The following is a 19,968-nucleotide window of genomic DNA, read 5'->3' on the forward strand; positions in this document are numbered from 1 at the left end:
ACCACACATCGGCAGTCCGTCGATGTGCACACCCCGGTGGGAGAGGTGAGCCCGTGCCCAACGCCGACCCCCTGCACGTCCGGCTGTTGCGGTTGTTACGCGACGAGGGAGCGCTGTCACGGGCCGAACTCGCCGACCGGTTGGAGATGCCCCGGCCCCGGCTGCTCGCGGAGTTGGAGCGGCTGGTCGCCCTCGGCTACGTGGCGGAGGCGGGCAAGGCGGCCTCCCGGGGCGGGCGGCGGTCGACGCTTGTCGAGTTGAGTCCGGAGCTGCGTTTCGCGGCCGTCGACCTGGGCGCCAGCTCGATCGACGTCGAGGTCGTCAACGGCCGACTGGAGCCGGTGGCGGCGTACGCGGAGGCGGCCGACATCCGCTCCGGCCCCAAGGCGACCCTCCAGCGCGTCAACGAGCTGCTGCACAAGGCCCGGGTCGACGGCGTCTACGAGCGACTCGACGCGGTCGGCGTCGGCGTGCCCGGCCCGGTCAGCTTCCGCGACGGCGTGCCGGTCTCGCCGCCGATCATGCCCGGCTGGGACCGCTTCCCCGTCCGCGAGCTGCTCACCCGCGAGCACGGCTGCCCGGCGGTGGTCGACAACGACGTGAACATCATGGCCATCGGCGAACGGCACGGCGGGGTGGCCCACTCGGTCGACGACTTCCTCTTCGTCAAGATCGGCACTGGTGTCGGCTGCGGGATCTACCTCAGCGGCGACGTCTACCGGGGCACCGACGGGTGTGCCGGCGACATCGGACACATCCAGGTCGATCCCCAGGGGCCGATCTGCTCCTGCGGCAACGCCGGCTGCCTGGAGGCACTCTTCAGCGGCGCCGCCCTGGCCAAGGACGCCGTCGCCGCCGCGCGTGCCGGCACCTCACCCGCCCTGGCCGAACGGCTGGAGGCCAACGGTGAGGTCAGCGCCCTCGACGTCGCCGCCGGGGCCCTCGAAGGGGACGTGACCTGCATCCAGCTCATCCGCGAGGGCGGCCGACGGGTCGGCGGCGTGCTCGCCGGACTGGTCAGCTTCACCAACCCCTCGATGATCGTGATCGGCGGTGGACTCGCCCAACTCGGGCACATCCTGCTCGCCGAGATCCGCAGTGTCGTGTACCGCCGGTCGCTGCCGCTGGCCACCGGCAACCTGCCGGTGGTGCTCTCCGAACTCGGCCCACGGGCCGGCGTGGCCGGCGCCGCGGTACTCGCCAGCGACCTGGCCTTCGGGGAGGCGGCATGACCGGGCACGACGCCGTGAGCGGCACCGGCGGCACGCCGGTCGAGACGACCACCGGCGAGGTGGTGCTGCGCCTGACCGACGTGGTCAAGACCTTCCCGGGCGTACGCGCACTGGACGGGGTGCAACTCGAGGTACGCGCGGGCGAGGTGCACTGCCTGCTCGGGCAGAACGGTGCCGGCAAGTCCACCCTGATCAAGGTGCTCGCCGGGGTGCACCGGCAGGACTCCGGGCACGTCGAGTGGCGCGGCGGGCGGGTCGCCTTCGCCAACCCGCAGGCCGCGATGCGCGCCGGGATCGCCACCATCTACCAGGAACTCGACCTGGTCGAGGATCTGTCCGTGGCGGAGAACGCCTTCCTGGGGCACGAGCCGCGCCGGCTCGGCTTCATCCGCCGGGGCCACATGGCCAGCCGTACCCGCGAGATCCTCGGCCGGCTCGGTCACGCCGAGATCCCGCCGGGCCGGATGGTGCGGGCCCTGCCGGCGGCGGGCAAGCAGGTGGTCAGCATGGCCCGGGCGCTGTCCCACGAGGCCCGGCTGATCATCATGGACGAGCCGAGCGCGGTGCTCGCCCACGACGAGGTGGAGAACCTCTTCCGGATCATCCGCGAGCTGACCGCGCAGGGCATCGCGGTCATCTACATCTCCCACCGGCTGGAGGAGATCCGCGAGATCGGCGACCGGGTGACCGTACTCAAGGACGGCCGGACCACGGCGGCGAACCTGCCGGCCCGCGAGACCCCGACCAGCGACCTGGTCTCCCGGATGACCGGCCGCGACATCGAGTACGTCTTCCCGGACCGTCCCGCCGACACCGTGGTCGGCGACGAACTGCTCCAGGTCGACGGGTTGACCCGTAGCGGCGAGTTCGCCGACGTGTCACTCACCGTCCGGGCGGGAGAGATCGTCGGCATCGCGGGCCTGGTCGGCTCCGGCCGCTCCGAACTACTGGAGACGATCTACGGTGCGCGGGCGGCCGAGACCGGTTCGGTGCGGATGGCCGGCCGGGCACTGCGACCCGGCAGCGTCGGCGCGGCGGTCAAGGCCGGCATGGGCATGGCTCCCGAGGAGCGCAAGAGCCAGGCGCTGCTGCTCGGTGAGCCGATCTACCGCAACGTCACTCTCGCCACCTTCGCTCGCTACGCCCGCTTCGGGTTCACCGACATGGGTCGGGAGCGGGCGGAGGCCGACCGGATCGCCGAGAGCCTGGAGATGCGCCCGCGCGACGTCCGCCGGGCGGTACGCACGCTCTCCGGCGGCAACCAGCAGAAGGTGGTGGTCGGTCGTTGGCTGCTCGGCGACACGAAGCTGCTGCTGCTCGACGAGCCCACCCGGGGGGTGGACGTCGGTGCCCGGGCCGAGCTGTACCAGGTGATCCGGCAGCTCGCGGCCCAGGGTGTCGGTGTGCTGCTGGTCTCCAGTGAGGTGCCCGAGGTGCTCGGCCTGGCCGACCGGGTGCTGGTGATGCGGGAGGGACGGGTCGTCCGTACCGCCCCCGCCGACGAACTCGACGAACCCACGGTGCTCGACCTCGTCATGGCGGGGTCCCTGATGGAAGGCGCAGCGGCATGACCGATAGTCCGCCCACGACCAAGCTGCCGGCGCAGTCGCCGCCGGTGGACCCGGCCGAGACCGAGGCGGCGGGGCACGCCGCGCCGGCCGCCGTGGCGGGCCCCACCGGCGGGCTCTCCTGGTGGCACGGCGACGGCGGTGAGGGCGCCAAGCGGAATCTCGCCCTGATCGGGGTGCTGCTGGCACTTTTCGTGATCGGAGCCGCCACCCGCTGGGACCTGTACTCCAACCCGGACTGGGTCTGGGCGAACATGCTCAGCATCCTGAAGCTCGCCTCGGTGGTCGGCGTGGTCACCGTCGGGATGACCTTCGTGATCATCGGGGGTGGCATCGACCTCTCGGTCGGCGCGATCGTGGCGCTGGCCGGGGTCTGGTGCACCACGGTGGCGACCCAGAGCTTCGGCGCCGGCGGGATGATCTTCACCGCGATCATCGTCGGGGTGGCGGTCGGCCTGGTCAACGGGACGCTCATCGCGTACGGGCGGCTGGTGCCGTTCATCGCGACGCTGGCCATGCTGGTCGCCGCGCGCGGGTTGGCCGCCGAGATCTCGCAGAAGCAGACCCAGATCTCGCAGAACAGCACCATCAACGGCATCGCCAGCACCGATCTGCTCGGCATTCCGCTGCTGGTCTACATCCTGGCCGCCGTGGTGGCCGCAGGCTGGGTGCTGCTGAACCGCACCACCTTCGGGCGGCGCACGGTCGCCGTCGGCGGCAACCCGGAGGCCGCCCGACTGGCCGGCATCAACGTGCGGCTGCACACCCTGCTGCTGTACGCGCTGTCCGGCCTGTGCTGCGGCATCGCCGCCATCATGCTCACCGCGCAAGCCACCTCGGCCCAGGCGGCGATGGCGAACCTCTACGAGCTGGACGCGATCGCCGCCGTGATCATCGGGGGCACGCTGCTCAGCGGCGGGCGGGGCACCATCATCGGCTCCCTGCTCGGTGTGATCATCTTTGCCACCATCACCAACCTCTTCGCCATCAACGGTCTCTCCACCGAGGCGCAGAACATGGTCAAGGGCGGCATCATCGTCGCCGCCGTCCTGATCCAGCAGGTCCAGTTCGGCACCCTGTCCCAGTTCTTCCGTCGCAACCGGCTCACCACGAGCTGACCATCGCTGCATCCGGGTCACCGAGCAACCGACGGTGGCCGGGCTCCGTACACCCAAAATCCCCACCACTTGATAACCAGGAGGTCGTCATGACCCAGCACAGTCGCGACATGTCGCGGCGCCGGCTGCTCTTCGGGGGCGCGGCCGTCGGCGCCGGCGTACTGCTCGCCGGTTGCACCAGCAACGAGCAGGCACCGACCGAGGCGCAGACCAAGGCGGCCGACGGCAACGCCAACGCCGAGCCCGGCAAGCAGGTGACCATCGGCTTCTCCGCGCCGGCCGCCGACCACGGCTGGATCGCCGCGATCACCAACAACGCCAAGGCGCAGGCCGCCGCGTACTCCGACGTGGAGTTCAAGATCGTCGAAGCCGGCGCGGACGCGGCGGCCCAGCGGGCCGCACTGGCCACCCTGATCTCGCAGACGCCCGACGTGATCGTGCTGCTGCCGCACGACGGCAAGGAGCTGAACTCGTTCGGGCTGGAGGCGATGGCGGCCGGCATCCCGGTGGTCAACCTGGACCGGGCCTTCCCGGACGCCAAGGCGTACCGGCTCCAGATCAAGGGCGACAACTACGGCATGGGCGTCTCGGCGGCCACCTTCATCGCCGAGCAGCTCAAGGCCAAGGGCGTGAGCAACCCGGTGATCGCCGAGATCGCCGGGATGGACGAGTTGGAGCTGACCCAGGAGCGGACGCAGGGCTTCAACGACACCCTGGCCCAGCACGGCCTGAAGGTGAAGAACCGCCGGGCGGCGCGGTTCACCGCTGACTCCGGTCAGCAGGAGGCGAGCCAGCTGTTGCAGGCCGAGCCGAAGATCGACGCCATCTGGAACCACGACGACGACCAGGGCATCGGCGTGCTGGCCGCGATCAGCCAGGCCAGCCGCAACGAGTTCTTCATGGTCGGCGGCGCCGGCTCGAAGAAGGCGATGGAGGACATCCTGGCCGACAACACGGTGCTCAAGGCCACCGTGACCTACAGCCCGTCGATGGCGTCCTCGGCCATCTCGCTGGCCCGTCTCATCGGCCAGGGCCGGGGCATGTCCGACCTGGTGGAACTCCAGGTTCCCAAGGAGATTGTCCTCGCCTCCGAAACGATCACCAAGGAGAACGCGAGCGACTACCTCAAGCTCGGGTTCTGACACAACGGGGGGAGACCCACCTTGTCCACGAAAGAGAACGAACTGCGGGTCGGCATGGTCGGCTACGCCTTCATGGGCGCCGCGCACTCCCAGGCGTGGCGGACCGTGAACCGGGTGTACGACCTGCCTGCGCGGGCCCGGATGGCGCTCATCTGCGGCCGGGACTCCGCGAAGGTGGCCGAGGCCGCCGACCGGCTCGGCTGGCAGGAGCACACCACGGACTGGCGGGAGTTGGTGAACCGCCCGGACATCGACGTGGTCGACATCTGCACACCGGGTGACAGCCACGCCGAGATCGCGCTGGCCGCGCTCGCCGCGGGCAAGCACGTGCTGTGCGAGAAGCCACTGGCCAACACGGTCGCCGAGGCGCGGGAGATGGCCGCCGCGGCGGCCACCGCCCGGGCCGGCGGAGCGCGGTCGATGTGCGGCTTCAACTACCGACGGGTGCCCGCGGTGGCGCTGATGCGCCAGCTCGTCGCCGACGGGCGGTTGGGCGAGATCCGGCACGTCCGGGCTACCTACCTGCAGGACTGGATCGTGGACCCGCAGTTCCCCCTGGTCTGGCGGCTCCGTAAGGAGGTGTCGGGCTCCGGTGCGCTCGGTGACATCGGCGCGCACATCATCGACCTGACCCAGTACGTCACCGGACAGCTGATCAGCGGGGTCAGCGCGGTGACCGAGACCTTCGTCAAGGAGCGGCCGTTGCCGGCCGAGTCGAGCGGGTTGGCGGCGCAGGCCGACGGGGCCGGTGCCGCCACCGGTCCGGTCACCGTCGACGACGCGGCGATCTTCGTGGCCCGGCTGGACGGCGGGGCGCTCGCCACGTACGAGGCGACCCGGTTCGCCACCGGACGCAAGAACGCCCTCCGCGTGGAGATCAACGGGTCACTGGGCAGTGTCGCCTTCGACCTGGAACGCCTCAACGAACTGGAGTTCCTCGACGCCACCCGGCCCGCCGCCGAGCAGGGTTTCAACCGGATCCTGGTGACCGAGGCCGAGCACCCGTACCTGTCGGCCTGGTGGCCGCCGGGACACATCATCGGGTACGAGCACTCCTTCACCCACCAGATGCGCGACTTCATCGAGGCGGTGGCGACCGGGGTCGACCCGTCGCCCTCGTTCGACGAGGCGTTGCAGGTGCAACTGGTGCTGGACGCGGTGACCCGTTCGGCAGAACTGGGCTCCTCGTGGGCCGAGGTGGAGCCGTCACTGGCACCGGTCGCCGCCTGAACCACCTCCGGAGCCGACCGGCGAGGGTCGGCCACGGTTGCGCCCCGTGGCCGGTACGGGTCGGGTCCGGAGGTCGTGCCCCGGGCGACCGGCGGCACGAGCAATGCGGTTCCTCCGGTGCGGCCGGACCGGGATTCCCCGGCAGCACCGGAGGGCCGCCGCCCATCGACCGGTTCACCGAACGTCCACCTGGAGACTCCCGCCGCCAGGCGGACCGCGTCCGACGAGTCGTCCGATCGGGACATCGTCGTCCCGACCGGGCCGGATGCGGGGGAGGCAGGGGCGAGACGCCGACTGTCCCTGCCTGCCAGCCCCGTCCGTCCGACCCATCCGGTACGCCGGCCCGGCGTCGTCGCCGCCGACCTCGACGCCGGCCGGCGAGTCGCACCGGAGCGGGCGGCGGACGGGGCGCATCGGCACAACCCGTATCTTTTTCAGCTTTTTCCTGATATCAAGGTTCAATCGATGCATGTCGGTTTCCTGGGCACCGGAAGGAGCGCTATGCGTACAGGTGTCTGGCTGGTGGGGGCACGTGGCTCGGTCGCGACCACCAGCATCGTCGGAGCGCTCGCGCTGCGTGCCGGGCTGACCGGGCCGACCGGCTGCGTCACCGAACTGCCCGGGGTCAACACCCCCGCCTTACCGGGCTTCGCCGACCTGGTCTTCGGCGGCCACGACGTGGTCGCCACGCCGATCGCCAAGCGCGCCGAGGCGCTCGCCGACGCCGGTGTGCTGCCGGCCCGCCTGGTGGCCGCGCTGCCCGAGGAACTGGCCGCCGTGGAACGGGAACTACGCCCCGCGCCCACCGGCGGAACCCAGGCCGACCGGGCCGCCGCGATCGTCCGCGACCTCACCACGTTCCGCCAGCGACACGAGCTGGCCCGGGTGGTGATGGTGAACGTCGCCGCCACCGAACCGACCCCCCCGGCACATCCCGGCCACGCCGATCCGGACGCGCTGCGCGTCGCCCTCGCCGGGCCCGACGAGGTGCTGCCACCCAGCTCGCTGTACGCGTACGCGGCCGTCACGGCGGATTGCCCGTACGTCGACTTCACCCCGTCGACCGGTCTGCGGCTGCCGGCGCTCACCGCGCTGGCCGACCGCCACGGCGTGCCGCACGCCGGCCACGACGGCAAGACCGGGGAGACGCTGCTCAAGTCGGTGCTCGCCCCGATGTTCGCGATGCGCCACCTCGCCGTCCGGTCCTGGTCCGGGCTCAACCTGCTCGGCGGCGGCGACGGCGCCACCCTGGCCCACCCCGACGCCAACGCCGCCAAGGTGCGCAGCAAGCAACGGGTGCTCGGCGAGACGCTCGGCTACCTGCCGCAGGGCGACACCCGGATCGGCTACGTCGAGGAACTCGGTGACTTCAAGACCGCCTGGGATCTGGTCACCTTCGCCGGCTTCCTCGGCACCGGGATGCGGCTGGAGTTCACCTGGCACGGCTGCGACTCGGCGCTGGCCGCCCCACTCGTGCTCGACCTGGCCCGGCTCACCGCCGCCGCGCACGCCGCCGGCCGCACCGGGCCGCTTGACGACCTGGCCTTCTTCTTCAAGGACCCGCTCGGCACCGCGACCCACTCGCTGGCCGACCAGTGGAACCGGCTGTGCGCGTTCGCGGGCAGCCTGGACGCCGGAGACACCGATGCCGCGCGTGGCTGACCTGGCCGAGCTGGTCCGCGCCCCGGCCGCGCTCTCCGTACCCGGGGACGTGGTCGCCGGTGCCGCCGCGGCCGGCGCCCTCGGTCCGCGTACCCCCGCCCTCGCCGCCGCGTCGGTGCTGCTGTACTGGGCCGGCATGGCCGCCAACGACTGGGCCGACCGCGAGCTGGACGCCGTCGAACGCCCCGAGCGGCCGATACCGAGCGGCCGGGTCAGCCCCGGCCTCGCGGTCGGCCTGGCCACCGGTCTCACCGTGGCCGGCGTCGGGCTCGCCGCCGCAGCCGGCGGCCGGCGGGCCACCGCCGTCGCGTTGCCGCTGGCGGCCGCCGTGTGGGGTACGACCTGGCGGCCAAGAACACCGCCGCCGGCCCCGCCATGATGGCGACCTGCCGGGGACTGGACGTGCTGCTGGGTGCCGCCGGGGGCCGGACGGCGCGGGCGTTGCCGGCGGCGGTCACCGTCGCCGCGCACACCTGGACCGTCACCGCGCTGTCCCGCCGGGAGGTCAGCGGCACCGACCGGGCCCTGCCGCTGCGTACCCTCGCCGGCACCGCACTGGTCGCCGCGAGCGCCGCGCTCCCGCCCGGCCGCCGGCTCACCGCGAACGTCTTCCGCACCGGTGGCCCGGCGGAGTCCGGCCGGCGCGCCCCTGTCGTCCGCACCGACGGTGAGCGAACCGGCGACGTCGGGAACGGTCGGCGTGCCCTCGGCACCGTGGCGGTGGCGCTGCCCGCCGTCCTCGCCGCCTGGTACACCGCCCGCTACGGCACCGCGCAGGCGCGGGTGGCGGCCGAGCCGACCGCCGCGCGGGTTCGCTCGGCGGTCGGCGCCGGCATCACCGGCCTGCCCGCGTTGCGGGGGCGCTGACCGCCCGCGCCGGGTCCGGACTGCTCGGACTGGCGGTGGCGGCGGCCGCGCCGCTGGGCCGGCGGCTGGCCCGGAAGGTCTCACCGACATGACGGCCGCCGCCACCGCCCCCGAGGGACTGCGATTCGGGTACGGGACCAACGGCTTCGCCAACCACCGCCTCGACGACGCGCTCGCGGTCATCGCCGACCTCGGCTACTCCGGTGTCGCGCTCACTCTGGACCACGACCACCTCGACCCGTTCGCGCCCGGACTCGCGGGGCGCGTCGACGCCGTCGCTCGCCGGCTGGCCGACCTCGGCCTCGGACTGGTGATCGAGACCGGCGCGCGGTTCCTGCTGGACCCCTGGCACAAGCACGCCCCGACGCTGCTGCACGACGACCCCACGCTGCGGATCGAGTTCCTGCGTCGGGCGGTGGCGATCGGCGCGGATCTCGGCGCCGAGGCGGTCTCGTTCTGGGCCGGAGTCCGGCCGGACACGGTCACTCCGGCGGTGGCCTGGGACCGCCTGGTCGCCGGCTGCGCGGCCGTCGTCGAGGCGGCCGAGGCCGTCGGGGTGACGCTGGGGTTCGAACCGGAACCGGGCATGCTGGTCGAGGACATCGCCGACTGGCGCCGCCTGCACGCGGTGCTCGGCTCGCCGGCCCGCCTCGGCATCACCCTCGACATCGGACACTGCCGGTGTCTGGAGCCACGGCCGGTAGCGGACTGTGTCCGTGACGTCGCCGCACACCTGGTCAACGTGCAGATCGACGACATGCGGCGCGGGGTGCACGAACATCTGGAGTTCGGCGTGGGTGAGATCGACTTCCCGCCGGTGCTGGCCGCGCTGCGGGAGATCGGCTACCGGGGCCTGGTGGCGGTCGAACTGCCCCGACACTCGCACGCCGCACCCACCGTCGCGGCCCACTCGCTGGAATTCCTGCGCGCCGCCGCCTCGCCGCACGCCCTTTGCTCTGCTTCAACCGGCGCACCACCAGGCGTCCGCTGTCCGGACGACGACCGACGCGTGGCGTGAAGCAGAGCAAAGGACGCACGCGGTGGTACCGCCACGGCCGTCGACGGCGGCGGACGAGGGAGGAGACGCGATGACAGTGGACGAGCTTCGGGCGGCCCTGCGGGGCGTACCCGATCCGGACTGGTTGGCCACCGCCCTGGACCGTGTCGCGGCCGAGCCCACCGCCATCGCGCGGTTCTTCCCGGCGGCCGGCCGGCGCTGCGGCCGACACGACCTGCCCGACCTGCCCGGTTGGACCGCCGACGAGGCGGCCCGGGCCCTGCTGCTGGCCAGCCTCCGCACCGACCATGCCGAGCAGGCCGGGGCGCTCTACCGCACCGGGGACGCCGCCGAGAAACGGGCCGTGCTCAAGGCGTTGCCGATGCTGCCGATCGGCGCGGCCGGCACGCCGCTGCTGCACGACGCGATCCGCACCAACGACACCCGGCTGGTCGCCGCGGCCCTCGGCCCGTACGCCCGCCACCTCGACCCGCCGGCCTGGCGGCAGGCGGTGCTCAAGTGCGTCTTCACCGGTGTGCCGCTGGCGGCGGTGGCCGACCTCGACTCGCGCGCGGACGGGGAACTGGCGGAGATGCTCGCCGCGCTGGCCGCCGAACGCCGGGCCGCCGGCCGGAGCATGCCCGCCGACGCCACCGAACTGCTGGACCGGCTCACCGCCGCCAGCCAGCCCCAGCCCAGGGAGGTGTGATGCGGATCTTCGACCCGCACATCCACATGACGTCGCGCACCACCGACGACTACGAGCGGATGGCCGCCGCCGGCGTCCGGGCAGTGGTGGAACCGGCGTTCTGGCTGGGCCAGCCGCGCACGAACGTCGGCTCGTTCACCGACTACTTCGACTCCTTGGTCGGGTGGGAGCCGTTCCGGGCCGGGCAGTTCGGGATCCGCCATCACGCCACGATCGCGTTGAACCCGAAGGAGGCCAACGACCCGCGCTGCCGGCCGGTGCTCGACGAGCTGCCCCGCTACCTGGAGAAGGACGGCGTGGTGGCGGTCGGCGAGATCGGCTACGACTCGATGACGCCCGAGGAGGACGACGCCTTCGCCGCGCAGCTCGCCCTGGCCGTGGCGCACGACCTGCCGGCGATGGTGCACACCCCGCACCGGGACAAGGCCCGGGGTGTCGAGCGCAGCCTGGCCGTGGTCGCCGAGTCCGGCATCGCGCCGCAGCGGGTGGTGCTCGACCACCTCAACGAGACGACCGTGAAACTGGTCCGGGACACCGGCTGCTGGCTGGGCTTCTCCATCTACCCGGACACCAAGATGTCGCCGCCGCGCATGGTCGAGCTGCTCAAGGCGTACGGGACCGAGCGGGTGCTGGTCAACTCGGCCGCGGACTGGGGGCGCTCCGACCCGCTGCTCACCCGGGCCACCGGCGAGGCGATGCTCGGTGCCGGTTTCACCGACGACGACGTCGACCGGGTGCTGTGGCGCAACCCGGTCGAGTTCTACGGGCAGTCCGGACGGCTCGACCTGACCGACGACGACCTCGCCGAGCCGACCTTCGCCGGCAACTCGATCCTGCGCGGCGGCAGCTGATGCGGCTGCGGCATCCCGGTGGGGGGACCGTCCACCTCGGGTACTGCACGAACGTGCACCCCGCCGAGGACCTCGCCGGCATCGTCGCCCAACTGGACCGCTACGCGGTGCCGGTCCGCGAGACGCTCGGCGCCGATCCGCTCGGCCTGGGCCTGTGGCTGGCCGCCCCGGTGGCCGCCGAACTGGCCGCCGATCCGGCCGCCCGTCGCCGGTTGCGCACCGAGTTGACCGTACGCGGGCTGGAGGTGGTCACCCTCAACGGTTTCCCGTACGCGGCCTTCCAGGCGCCGGTGGTCAAGGGGGCGGTGTACCGCCCGGACTGGACCACGGACGACCGGCTCGGATACACCCTCGACCTGGCCCGGGTGCTTGCCGACCTGCTGCCCGACGACGCCGCCCGCGGCTCGGTCTCCACCCTCCCGCTGGCCTGGCGTACGCCGTGGGACCAGGCTCGCGCGGACGCCGCCCGGCACCGGCTCGACCGGCTCGCCGCCGGACTCGCCGCCGTCGAGCGGGACACCGGTCGGCCGGTGCGGGTCGGCTTCGAGCCGGAGCCCGGTTGCGTGGTGGAGAGCACCCCGCAGGCCGTCGCCGCGCTGTCCGGGGTGGACACCGACCGTCTCGGGATCTGCCTGGACCTGGCCCACCTCGCCTGTGCCTGGGAGGAGCCGGTCGCCGCCCTGGAGCGGCTGGCCGGTGCCGGCCTGCCGGTGGTGAAGGTGCAGGTGTCCGCCGCGTTGGAGGCGACCGACCCGGCCGGTGACGCCGCCGCCCTGCGCCGCTGGGTCGAGCCGCGTTTCCTGCACCAGACCCGCACCGCCGGCTGCGCCGCGACCGGCAGCGCATCGACGGCGGCGAACGGTGCCGCACCGACCGCCGGCAACGGTGCCGCACCCACCGCCGGACCTGGGCTCGCCGATCCGGCGGATCCGAGCTGGGCGGCCGACGATCTGGACGCCGCCCTGGACGCCGCGCTGCCCGGACCGTGGCGGGTGCACTACCACGTGCCGCTGCACGCGCCACCGGAACCACCGCTGGGTTCGACCCTGCCGGTGCTGCGCGCCGCGCTGGCCGCGCTCTTCGCCGGCACCGACGCGGGGTGCGACCACCTGGACGTCGAGACGTACACCTGGGGGGTGCTGCCGGCCGCGCGTCGGCCGCGCACCGACGCGGAACTGGCCGCCGGGATCGCCGCCGAACTGGCCTTCACCCGGGACGAGTTGGTCGCCCTCGGACTGGCCCCGCAGTCGCGAACAGAGGGGGTGTCGCGGTGAGCGCGAGGAGTGAGCCGGTGTTGCGAGCCCCGCAGTCGCGAACAGAGGGGATCAGAGCATGAGTCGGCAGCTGGTGGTGCTCGACGTGGTGGGGCTGACGCCCCGGCTGCTGGCACACATGCCCCGGCTGCGCGCGGTCGCCGACACCGGGTTCCGCGCCGAGTTGGGCACCGTGCTGCCGGCGGTCACCTGCTCGGTGCAGTCGACCTTCCTCACCGGTGCCCTGCCCGCCGAACACGGCATCGTCGGCAACGGCTGGTACTTCCGGGACCTCGGCGAGGTGCTGCTCTGGCGGCAGCACAACGCGCTGGTCGGCGGGGAGAAGCTGTGGCAGGCCGCGCGCCGCGCCCGGCCCGGCTACACGGTGGCGAACGTCTGCTGGTGGTACGCGATGGGCGCGGACGTGGACTGGACGGTCACCCCGCGACCGGTCTACCACGCCGACGGTCGCAAGGAGCCGGACTGCTACACCGATCCGCCGCAGCTGCACGACGCGCTCACCGAGCGGCTCGGCACCTTCCCACTGTTCACCTACTGGGGACCGGGCGCGGGCCTGCCGTCGTCGCGTTGGATCTGCCGGGCGGCCGAGCAGATCCTCACTGGGTACTCGCCCGACCTGACCCTGGTGTACGTGCCGCACCTGGACTACGACCTGCAACGCTTCGGCCCGTCGTCGCCCCGGTCCGCCGCCGCGGCGGCCGAGTTGGACGGCGTGCTTGCGCCGCTGCTGGACGCCGCGCAGGCCCGCGACGCGACGGTGGTGGTGCTGTCGGAGTACGGCATCACCGAGGTGTCCCGGCCGGTGGACGTCAACCGGCTGCTGCGCGCCGAGGGGCTGCTGCGGGTGCACACCCAGGTGGGCATGGAGTACCTCGACCCGTGGACCTCCCGGGCGTTCGCGGTCGCCGACCACCAGGTCGCCCACGTGTACGTGCGTGACCCGGCCGACGTGCCGGCGGTGGCGAAGCTCTGCGCCGGGCTGCCCGGGGTGGCCGAGGTGCTCGACGCCGACGGCAAGGTGGCGCACGGGTTGGACCATCCGCGCGCCGGTGAGCTGGTGCTGGTGGCCGAGCCGGACGCCTGGTTCACGTACTACTACTGGCTCGACGACGCGCGTGCGCCAGACTTCGCCCGGCTGGTGGAGATCCACCGCAAGCCGGGGTACGACCCGGCGGAGCTGTTCTTCGACCCCGCCGGACCCGGCGCGGCGAAGCGCCGGGCCGCTACCGCGCTGGCCCGCAAGAAGCTCGGGCTGCGGTACCTGATGAACGTGGTCGGGTTGGACGCCGGCGCGCGGGCGGTCCGGGGCTCACACGGCCGGCTGCCCGCCGATCCGGCCGACGGGCCGGTGCTGCTCTGCTCCGACGCGTCGGTGGCCCGGGACCGGATAGCCGCCACGGAGGTGAAGGGGCTGCTGTTGGAGCTGGCCCGATTGGAGGGACGGTGACGGTCGCCGAGGCACCTGTCGACTCCGCCGGGTTGCGGGCCCGCTTCGACGCCGAGCTGACGGCCTTCCTCGACCGGCAGGATCCGGACTGGCCGGACGGCGCACCACGGGGGGTCTTCACCACGCTGCACCGGTTCGTGCTGGCCGGCGGCAAGCGCCTGCGACCACTGTTCTGCTACTGGGGCTGGCGCGGCGCGGGTGGCCCGGACGGCACGCCGATCGTGGCCGCCGCCGCCGCGCTGGAGCTGTTCCACGCCTTCGCGCTCATCCACGACGACATCCTGGACGGCAGCGACCGTCGCCGGGGCGAGCCCTCGGTGCACCGAATCTTCGCCGACCTGCACGCCCGGTCGTCGTGGCGGGGCGACCCCGAGGCGTACGGGCGCAACACCGCCCTGCTCTGTGGGGACCTCTGCGCCGCCTGGTCGGACCAGATGTTCCACGAGTGCGGGCTCAGCCCCGACCAGGTGCACCAGGGGTACGCCGTGTTCGCGCTGATGCGTACCGAGGTGATCGCGGGGGAGTATCTCGATCTGGTGTCCGGGGTGGGCGACGGCTCGGTGGCCAGCGCGCTCACGGTGATCCGGATGAAGGCGGCCCGCTACACGGTCACCCGGCCGTTGCAGATCGGCGCCGCGCTGGCGGGTGCACCCGTCGAGCTGCTGGACGCGCTGGCCGAGTTCGGTGACCCGCTCGGGGACGCCTTCCAGCTCCGCGACGACGTGCTGGGGGTCTTCGGTGACCCGGCGGTGACCGGCAAGTCCGTACTGGACGACCTGCGCGAGGGCAAGCCGACGGTGATGATGGCGCTGGCCCGCGACGCCGCCGACCGGGCGCAGGGCGCCCGGCTGCGCGAGCTGTTCGGCAATCCCGACCTGGACGCCGACGGCGCCGCCGAGCTGCGCGAGATCATTGAGCGCACCGGAGCCCGCCGGAAGATCGAGCAGATGATCCAGGTCCGTGCCGAGGCCGGGCTGGCGGCGTTGGAGCACACCGAGGTGACCGCGGAGAGCCGGACCTCCCTGATGGAGTTGGCCGCCCAGGCCATCGACCGTCAGCGCTGAGTTCGCGCGTCGGACGTTTGTCTGGTTCGGCCGGGCGGCGCGGCATTTTACAATAATGTACGCCGATGCTGCACTTTTATTTCGTCCGCAGAATTGTGGCCGAGGCATTGATGGCAACGATATGAATCGTTAGGATCAAATCAAGTCCGGTTCGCCGGAACCGGTAATCGAAGCGGGGAGATGGTGTTCGTGGTAAAACGAAAGTCAGTGGTGGTCAGGTTGCTGACCGCGGCGGTGCTGGCGCTCGGTGTCGGGGCTGCAATCGCGCCGCAGGCGGTGCACGCCGCACCTCCGCCGGGTGTTTCCGACGGTGCTGCCGGCGACTCCGCCGTGGCCGCCTGCTACGAGGGACGGATCCCGAACAGCAGCCGGTACGACGGCAACATCAGTGTCCACGTGTACGGCTCGGCGTGCACGACCCGGTGGGGTCGGCTGGTGTGGGACGACAACAACAACTGCTGCGTTCCGGTCTGGGTGAAGGTCGAGCGGCAGGTGAACGGCAGCTACGGCTGGCTACCGACGCACACGAAGACCAAGAAGGTGCTGTTCGGTGATTTCGGCAACCACAACACGGCGACCGTGCCCTGGGTGCAGTACAGCAACCAGCGTTTCCGGGCCTGTTGGGGCGTTGGCACCAGCGAGCCGTCCACCTGGAACTGTGGCCCCTTCGTGAACTAGGGCATCGACCAGCGGTTGGGTAGCGCGATTGGGTGGGTCCGCCAAAGCGGACCCACCCAATCCCATTACAGGCCGATGTTGCGGAACTCGCGATTCAACGATCGCGCGTAGTTCGCCGCCCCGCTGATCTTCGGGTGGAACGATTGTTGAGACGGGTTCTGGACCTTCGAATGGTCCTCACCCGCCGTTTTCGCGGCAACGATTCCGTGAATGGTTTCGGGTTCGCCGCAGACCCCCTGTCCGGCGAAGTCGCCATTGATGATCGGATCGACGAAGCGAACCCGGCCGAGGCTGCTGTTCGCCGCGATCGCCACTTCGCTGAGGACGTCGCGCAACTCGACAGCCAACTGGTTGGTCCAGGCGGCCTCCGAGTCGCTGATCCCGTAACCGAGCCACTCGACGCAGTTCGCATCGTTGGAGAACAGTTGTGGGTAACCCATGAGCATGATCTGGGCGTTCGGGGCCATCACGCGGATCGCGCGGAGCACCGTGGCGATTGACTGGCGGCCCTCCCGGTCCATGAGCCGGGGCAGGTAGTCGGCGGCCCGGTGACCGTCGATGTCCGACTCCTGGCACGGGATGGGTAGCAGAATGCAGTTCTCTATCGCCGCCGACCACTCCACGTCGTTGCCACCGACCGAGAGGGTGACCAGCGTGGTGTTCTCGTCCACGAACCCCTTGTCCAGTTGGGAGACTTCGCGGGCCTGCTGGCGGGCCGTGGTGCCCCAGGCGGTCTGGAAGGGCGCGCCGGTCAGGGGGTCGGAGACCTGTACGCCGCTGATCGGATTCGACCCGCTGGGCAGCAGGTTGTGCGTCCGGGCACCCGAGCACGCGATGAGGTGATAATCCATCGTGGGGTCGAAGGCGTCCGATCTGGCCCCGATCGAGCGTTGTTGCGGGTCGTCCCGCAACCACGCCTGACGCGACCAGGCATGCTGTGAGCGATGACAGCCGTTGCGGTGCTCCAGGACACCGCCCCCGTTGTGGTTGGAGTCGTGGTAGTAGTCGGTCGACGCGTCGGTGGCTGCTCCCTCGCCGGAGGAGTACGACTCCCCGAGCGCGACCACGAAGTTGCGCGGCTTCTGGCTCAGCGGCACGATCGCGACGGCGTCCCACGCCACGTTCTCGACACCGACATCGACGCCCCGGGTGATGTTGCTCAGTGACACCTGCGGGACTCCGTTGAACTGGAAGGTGCCCAGCGGCACCCACCGGTTGGTGCCCTGACGCTGGCCCACCACGCGGGTCTTGTGGCGCTTGCTGGTGATGTTCGCGCCGCGATCGACCGTGTAGTGCGCCTGTTGACTGTGCGCGCCGTGACTCGGCATGTGCACGTACACCCGCGCCCACTGGTTGAGGCTGCGGCCGAGACGCCACGTCCCGGTGACCTTGAGGCGGTCGGTCTGCTCGGACGCGGCGTTCTGTTCGTGGGCGAACCAGAAGTGCCCGTTGAGGCCGCTGCCGATCTGGTGGAAGTCGGCCTTGGACGGGTACAGGCCGGAGGCGTTGCCGCTGAACTGGAGGCTGAAGGTGCCGTTGTTCGTCACCGGCGTGGGGCATGCGTCGGACCGGACGATCCCGACGGAGCTGGGCTGGTCGTCGACGATCAACGCCCCGGCGGGCAGGCCGCTGACCGCGCACCTCGGTGGATAGTGTGTCCCTCGGGCCGGCTCGGCCGAGCCGGGGCTGAACCGGATGTTCTCGTAGCCGCACGCGACCTGGCAGCCGGACTTCCAGTCGACCGGCCAGTGCCACCAGCAGTGGTAGTCGCTGTAGCCGCACGAGGTCGACGTCGAGGTCACCGAACAGTTGTTGGCGCTGGTGCAGAAGGTGCCCAGCGGCGGTTTGATCGACTGCGTGCGGTGCAGCGGGTCGACCCACCACGCCTGGAGGTAGCCGGCGTGGTACTCGTTCGGCGTCCGGAAGTCGTACTTGACGATCGGGTACGCGGCCCAGCCCATCACCTTCTCCGGGTATGACCAGTCGCCGGGGTGGGCTGCGTCACCCGGAGAACCGTTGCCGTTGTCCCCGTCGAGGAACGGCGTCCGGGTGTACGGATACTCCGGATTGGCGATGTTCTGCGACCAGCCGAGGCCCCAGTTGCCCCGGTCGTCGGTGCAGTTGGGGCCCGGCGAGCAGCCCGTTCCCCCGGTGATGGCCTGCGGGTTCAGCCCGGTGTTGTAGGCCCAGATCGCCGCCCACCAGTTCTCCGGGTTGGCCGGATCGGCATCGTTCATGCGGATGCCGAGGTTGTAGGTCTGGTTCCACTTGTCCTGGAGGATGCGCAGGCTGGCGGCGATGTTGGTGGCGTAGTCGACGGCGATGGCCCGCTGCTCGTTCGCCGGGCGGATCACCTCACCCGGCTTGCCCCGGCCGGCCATGCGCATTCCGTCGGTGACCTGGCCGACACCGTAGCCGCAGTCCGCGTCGGTCCAGTCGATGTCCCAGCCCTGCTCGTCGGCGATGCCGTAGTAGTTGCCGACCAACGGGTTGCCGGGCACCCCTTCGAGGGCGTGCCAACTCGCCTGCCACAGGTTCGACTCCTGCGCCAGGATGCCGAGCATCACCTGGGCGGGTACCCGGCCGCCTCCCGCGAGCGGAATCGGCGGCAGCATTCCCTGCGGTGACCAGGCCGGCAGGCCCGACTGCCGCCAGTTCGCCGGACGTTGGACGGTGAGCGCACCCTGTACCGCCAGGTTCGCCGCCCACTCCACCTGCCGCCAGTGCGGCTGTTCGACCTGCGTCCGCACGTCGTTGCGCGGCACGGAGCAGTAGCGGTCGGGCTCGACGGGATCGGTCGGCGAACCGTTGGCCTGCGCTCGGAGCCCCCCATCGGCCCGGTGGGCCCGAGCCACCTGTGGGTCGATACGTCGACCACCGTCCGCCTTCCGGCTCGCCCGAGCACCAAGGGCCACCCGGAAGTCAACCTGCTTGCCGGTGCCCAACACCTCTGCGCGCAGTGCGACCGGGAGACCCGACGCTTCGCCGGTCGGCGGCACCGCGGCGGCGGTGCCGTTGGTGACAGGGGCTCGGCGCAGCGCCAGGTGGCCGTGCGTGGACAGCTCGGTCGACGTCGGCACGGCCACCCGGCGGACCGCCGGGGGCAGCGACCCGGTCGACGTGGGCTCACCGGTCAGAAAGACCTGGCCATCAGTGCCGCGATCGAGGCCGATCCCGGTCAACGGCCCCCGCGCCAACTCCCGCACCTGGCCGTCCTGCACCCGGCGCGCCAGGGTGGTCTCGTCGTCTGCCGCCTCCAACCAGGTGATTCCTCCGGCGGAGTCCGGACGCAGGTAGGCAGCGACGCCCCGGGTGGTGGCGAGCGTGTGGCGGGAACCGTCCCGGTCCAGTCGGAAGATCCGGCCACCCTCCGCCGCGGCCAGGTTGGCACCGTACGGGACCGCCGAGGTCACCTGGCCACTGAGCTGCTGCCGCCGGACGACCGTGCCCCGTACGGTGTCGACGAGGTGTACGCGGGTCCGGCCGAGGTCGCTCGCGCCGCCCTGGGTCAGCACGGCGGTCTCACCATTTCCGCAGCCCGGGTTGTAGTACGCGATGCTGACGTTCAGGCCCAGCTTCGTCACCTTCCCGGTGCCGATCTCCACCACCGCGGCGAACGCACCCCGGTCGAACAGGTGGCTGCGGTTGGTGAAGTGCCGGGGTTGGTAGACCACGACCGCCCGGCGGCCGGACGCGGTCAGGCAGGCGCGCCCGATCCACTGTTCGCTGCTGATCGTCGGCTCGCTCAGCGACGCGACGGTCCGCCAGGTGTATCCGGTCCGCTCCTCGGCCACCAGCAGGTGGAAGCCCCGGCTGTCACCGGAGGTCGTCCACGCCAGATCGGCCGAGGAACGCCAGCCCTTCGGCAGCACCGTGTCGCGGTCGCCCGCAGGCACCTCGGCGATCTCGGCTGCGGGCTGTGGCGCGGCGTCGACAACCGCCTCCGGTGCGGGTACCGGTGCGGGTGCCGGTGTCGGTGCGGCCTGGGCAGGGCCGGCCACCGCACCGAAGGTGGTGGTGGTGAGCAGCGCGGCGATTACCGCGGCGACTCTTCGGCGTGCAGTTCCATCGAGGGTCTGGTCGGCCCGGTGGGGCCTTCGTGTGCGCATTCGCTCCTCTTCCTGCTGTG

14 protein-coding genes and 1 pseudogene are annotated in these 19,968 nt (G+C 71.7%); 14 read left to right on the forward strand and 1 reads right to left on the reverse strand.

The window, feature by feature from the left end; translation table 11 throughout:
* Positions 1–53: 53 nt before the first annotated feature.
* The 14 genes and pseudogenes from ENC19_RS24740 to ENC19_RS24805 all read left to right on the forward strand — a co-directional run bounded on the left by ENC19_RS24740 (position 54) and on the right by ENC19_RS24805 (position 15,839).
* Complete coding sequence (locus ENC19_RS24740) at positions 54–1,232, forward strand: ROK family transcriptional regulator (RefSeq protein WP_164449460.1); 1,179 nt, start codon at positions 54–56, stop codon at positions 1,230–1,232.
* Complete coding sequence (locus tag ENC19_RS24745; RefSeq protein ID WP_164449461.1) at positions 1,229–2,803, forward strand: sugar ABC transporter ATP-binding protein; 1,575 nt, start codon at positions 1,229–1,231, stop codon at positions 2,801–2,803. Before ENC19_RS24740 ends, ENC19_RS24745 begins: the two co-directional genes overlap by 4 nt.
* On the forward strand, positions 2,800–3,918 hold the full coding sequence (locus ENC19_RS24750; protein ID WP_164449462.1) for an ABC transporter permease: 1,119 nt from the start codon (positions 2,800–2,802) through the stop codon (positions 3,916–3,918). The genes ENC19_RS24745 and ENC19_RS24750 overlap by 4 nt, the downstream gene beginning before the upstream one ends.
* Before the next feature lie 89 nt (positions 3,919–4,007).
* Positions 4,008–5,060 (forward strand): substrate-binding domain-containing protein, encoded by a 1,053-nt coding sequence (locus ENC19_RS24755; protein ID WP_164449463.1) that lies wholly within the window; start codon positions 4,008–4,010, stop codon positions 5,058–5,060.
* 54 nt (positions 5,061–5,114) lie between these two features.
* On the forward strand, positions 5,115–6,290 hold the full coding sequence (locus ENC19_RS24760; RefSeq protein WP_373688945.1) for a Gfo/Idh/MocA family protein: 1,176 nt from the start codon (positions 5,115–5,117) through the stop codon (positions 6,288–6,290).
* Between the two features lie 501 nt (positions 6,291–6,791).
* Entirely contained in the window at positions 6,792–7,952 is a 1,161-nt protein-coding gene (locus ENC19_RS24765) for an inositol-3-phosphate synthase (RefSeq protein WP_164449465.1), read from the forward strand.
* Positions 7,936–8,911, forward strand: a pseudogene (locus ENC19_RS31935) (SCO3242 family prenyltransferase). Before ENC19_RS24765 ends, ENC19_RS31935 begins: the two are co-directional and overlap by 17 nt.
* Positions 8,908–9,837, forward strand: coding sequence for a sugar phosphate isomerase/epimerase family protein (locus ENC19_RS24775; RefSeq protein WP_164449466.1), 930 nt, complete (start codon positions 8,908–8,910; stop codon positions 9,835–9,837). Before ENC19_RS31935 ends, ENC19_RS24775 begins: the two are co-directional and overlap by 4 nt.
* Before the next feature lie 70 nt (positions 9,838–9,907).
* Entirely contained in the window at positions 9,908–10,525 is a 618-nt protein-coding gene (locus ENC19_RS24780; RefSeq protein ID WP_164449467.1) for an EboA domain-containing protein, read from the forward strand.
* Positions 10,525–11,376, forward strand: a complete 852-nt coding sequence (locus tag ENC19_RS24785) for a TatD family hydrolase (protein ID WP_164449468.1) — start codon at positions 10,525–10,527, stop codon at positions 11,374–11,376. Before ENC19_RS24780 ends, ENC19_RS24785 begins: the two co-directional genes overlap by 1 nt.
* Complete coding sequence (eboE, locus tag ENC19_RS24790; RefSeq protein WP_164449469.1) at positions 11,376–12,650, forward strand: metabolite traffic protein EboE; 1,275 nt, start codon at positions 11,376–11,378, stop codon at positions 12,648–12,650. Before ENC19_RS24785 ends, eboE begins: the two co-directional genes overlap by 1 nt.
* A 58-nt stretch (positions 12,651–12,708) precedes the next feature.
* Complete coding sequence (locus tag ENC19_RS24795; protein WP_164449470.1) at positions 12,709–14,097, forward strand: alkaline phosphatase family protein; 1,389 nt, start codon at positions 12,709–12,711, stop codon at positions 14,095–14,097.
* Positions 14,094–15,161, forward strand: coding sequence for a polyprenyl synthetase family protein (locus ENC19_RS24800; RefSeq protein ID WP_164449471.1), 1,068 nt, complete (start codon positions 14,094–14,096; stop codon positions 15,159–15,161). Before ENC19_RS24795 ends, ENC19_RS24800 begins: the two co-directional genes overlap by 4 nt.
* A 207-nt stretch (positions 15,162–15,368) precedes the next feature.
* Positions 15,369–15,839, forward strand: coding sequence for a hypothetical protein (locus tag ENC19_RS24805; protein ID WP_164449472.1), 471 nt, complete (start codon positions 15,369–15,371; stop codon positions 15,837–15,839).
* A 65-nt stretch (positions 15,840–15,904) separates the two neighbouring features.
* On the opposite strand, the gene ENC19_RS24810 is transcribed toward ENC19_RS24805, so the two are convergent.
* Positions 15,905–19,948 (reverse strand): SGNH/GDSL hydrolase family protein, encoded by a 4,044-nt coding sequence (locus ENC19_RS24810; protein ID WP_164449473.1) that lies wholly within the window; start codon positions 19,946–19,948, stop codon positions 15,905–15,907.
* Positions 19,949–19,968 lie beyond the last annotated feature (20 nt).

The sequence above is a fragment of the Verrucosispora sioxanthis genome (assembly GCF_010560025.1).
Taxonomy (GTDB): Bacteria; Actinomycetota; Actinomycetes; order Mycobacteriales; family Micromonosporaceae; genus Micromonospora; species Micromonospora palythoicola.

Coding starts and splice junctions, on each gene's coding strand:
- ENC19_RS24795 (WP_164449470.1), top strand. CDS start 12,709: ATGAGTCGGCAGCTGGTGGTGCTCGACGTGGTGGGGCTGACGCCCCGG.
- ENC19_RS24785 (WP_164449468.1), top strand. CDS start 10,525: ATGCGGATCTTCGACCCGCACATCCACATGACGTCGCGCACCACCGAC.
- ENC19_RS24750 (WP_164449462.1), top strand. CDS start 2,800: ATGACCGATAGTCCGCCCACGACCAAGCTGCCGGCGCAGTCGCCGCCG.
- eboE (WP_164449469.1), top strand. CDS start 11,376: ATGCGGCTGCGGCATCCCGGTGGGGGGACCGTCCACCTCGGGTACTGC.
- ENC19_RS24780 (WP_164449467.1), top strand. CDS start 9,908: ATGACAGTGGACGAGCTTCGGGCGGCCCTGCGGGGCGTACCCGATCCG.
- ENC19_RS24755 (WP_164449463.1), top strand. CDS start 4,008: ATGACCCAGCACAGTCGCGACATGTCGCGGCGCCGGCTGCTCTTCGGG.
- ENC19_RS24760 (WP_373688945.1), top strand. CDS start 5,115: ATGGTCGGCTACGCCTTCATGGGCGCCGCGCACTCCCAGGCGTGGCGG.
- ENC19_RS24745 (WP_164449461.1), top strand. CDS start 1,229: ATGACCGGGCACGACGCCGTGAGCGGCACCGGCGGCACGCCGGTCGAG.
- ENC19_RS24775 (WP_164449466.1), top strand. CDS start 8,908: ATGACGGCCGCCGCCACCGCCCCCGAGGGACTGCGATTCGGGTACGGG.
- ENC19_RS24810 (WP_164449473.1), bottom strand. CDS start 19,948: ATGCGCACACGAAGGCCCCACCGGGCCGACCAGACCCTCGATGGAACT.
- ENC19_RS24765 (WP_164449465.1), top strand. CDS start 6,792: ATGCGTACAGGTGTCTGGCTGGTGGGGGCACGTGGCTCGGTCGCGACC.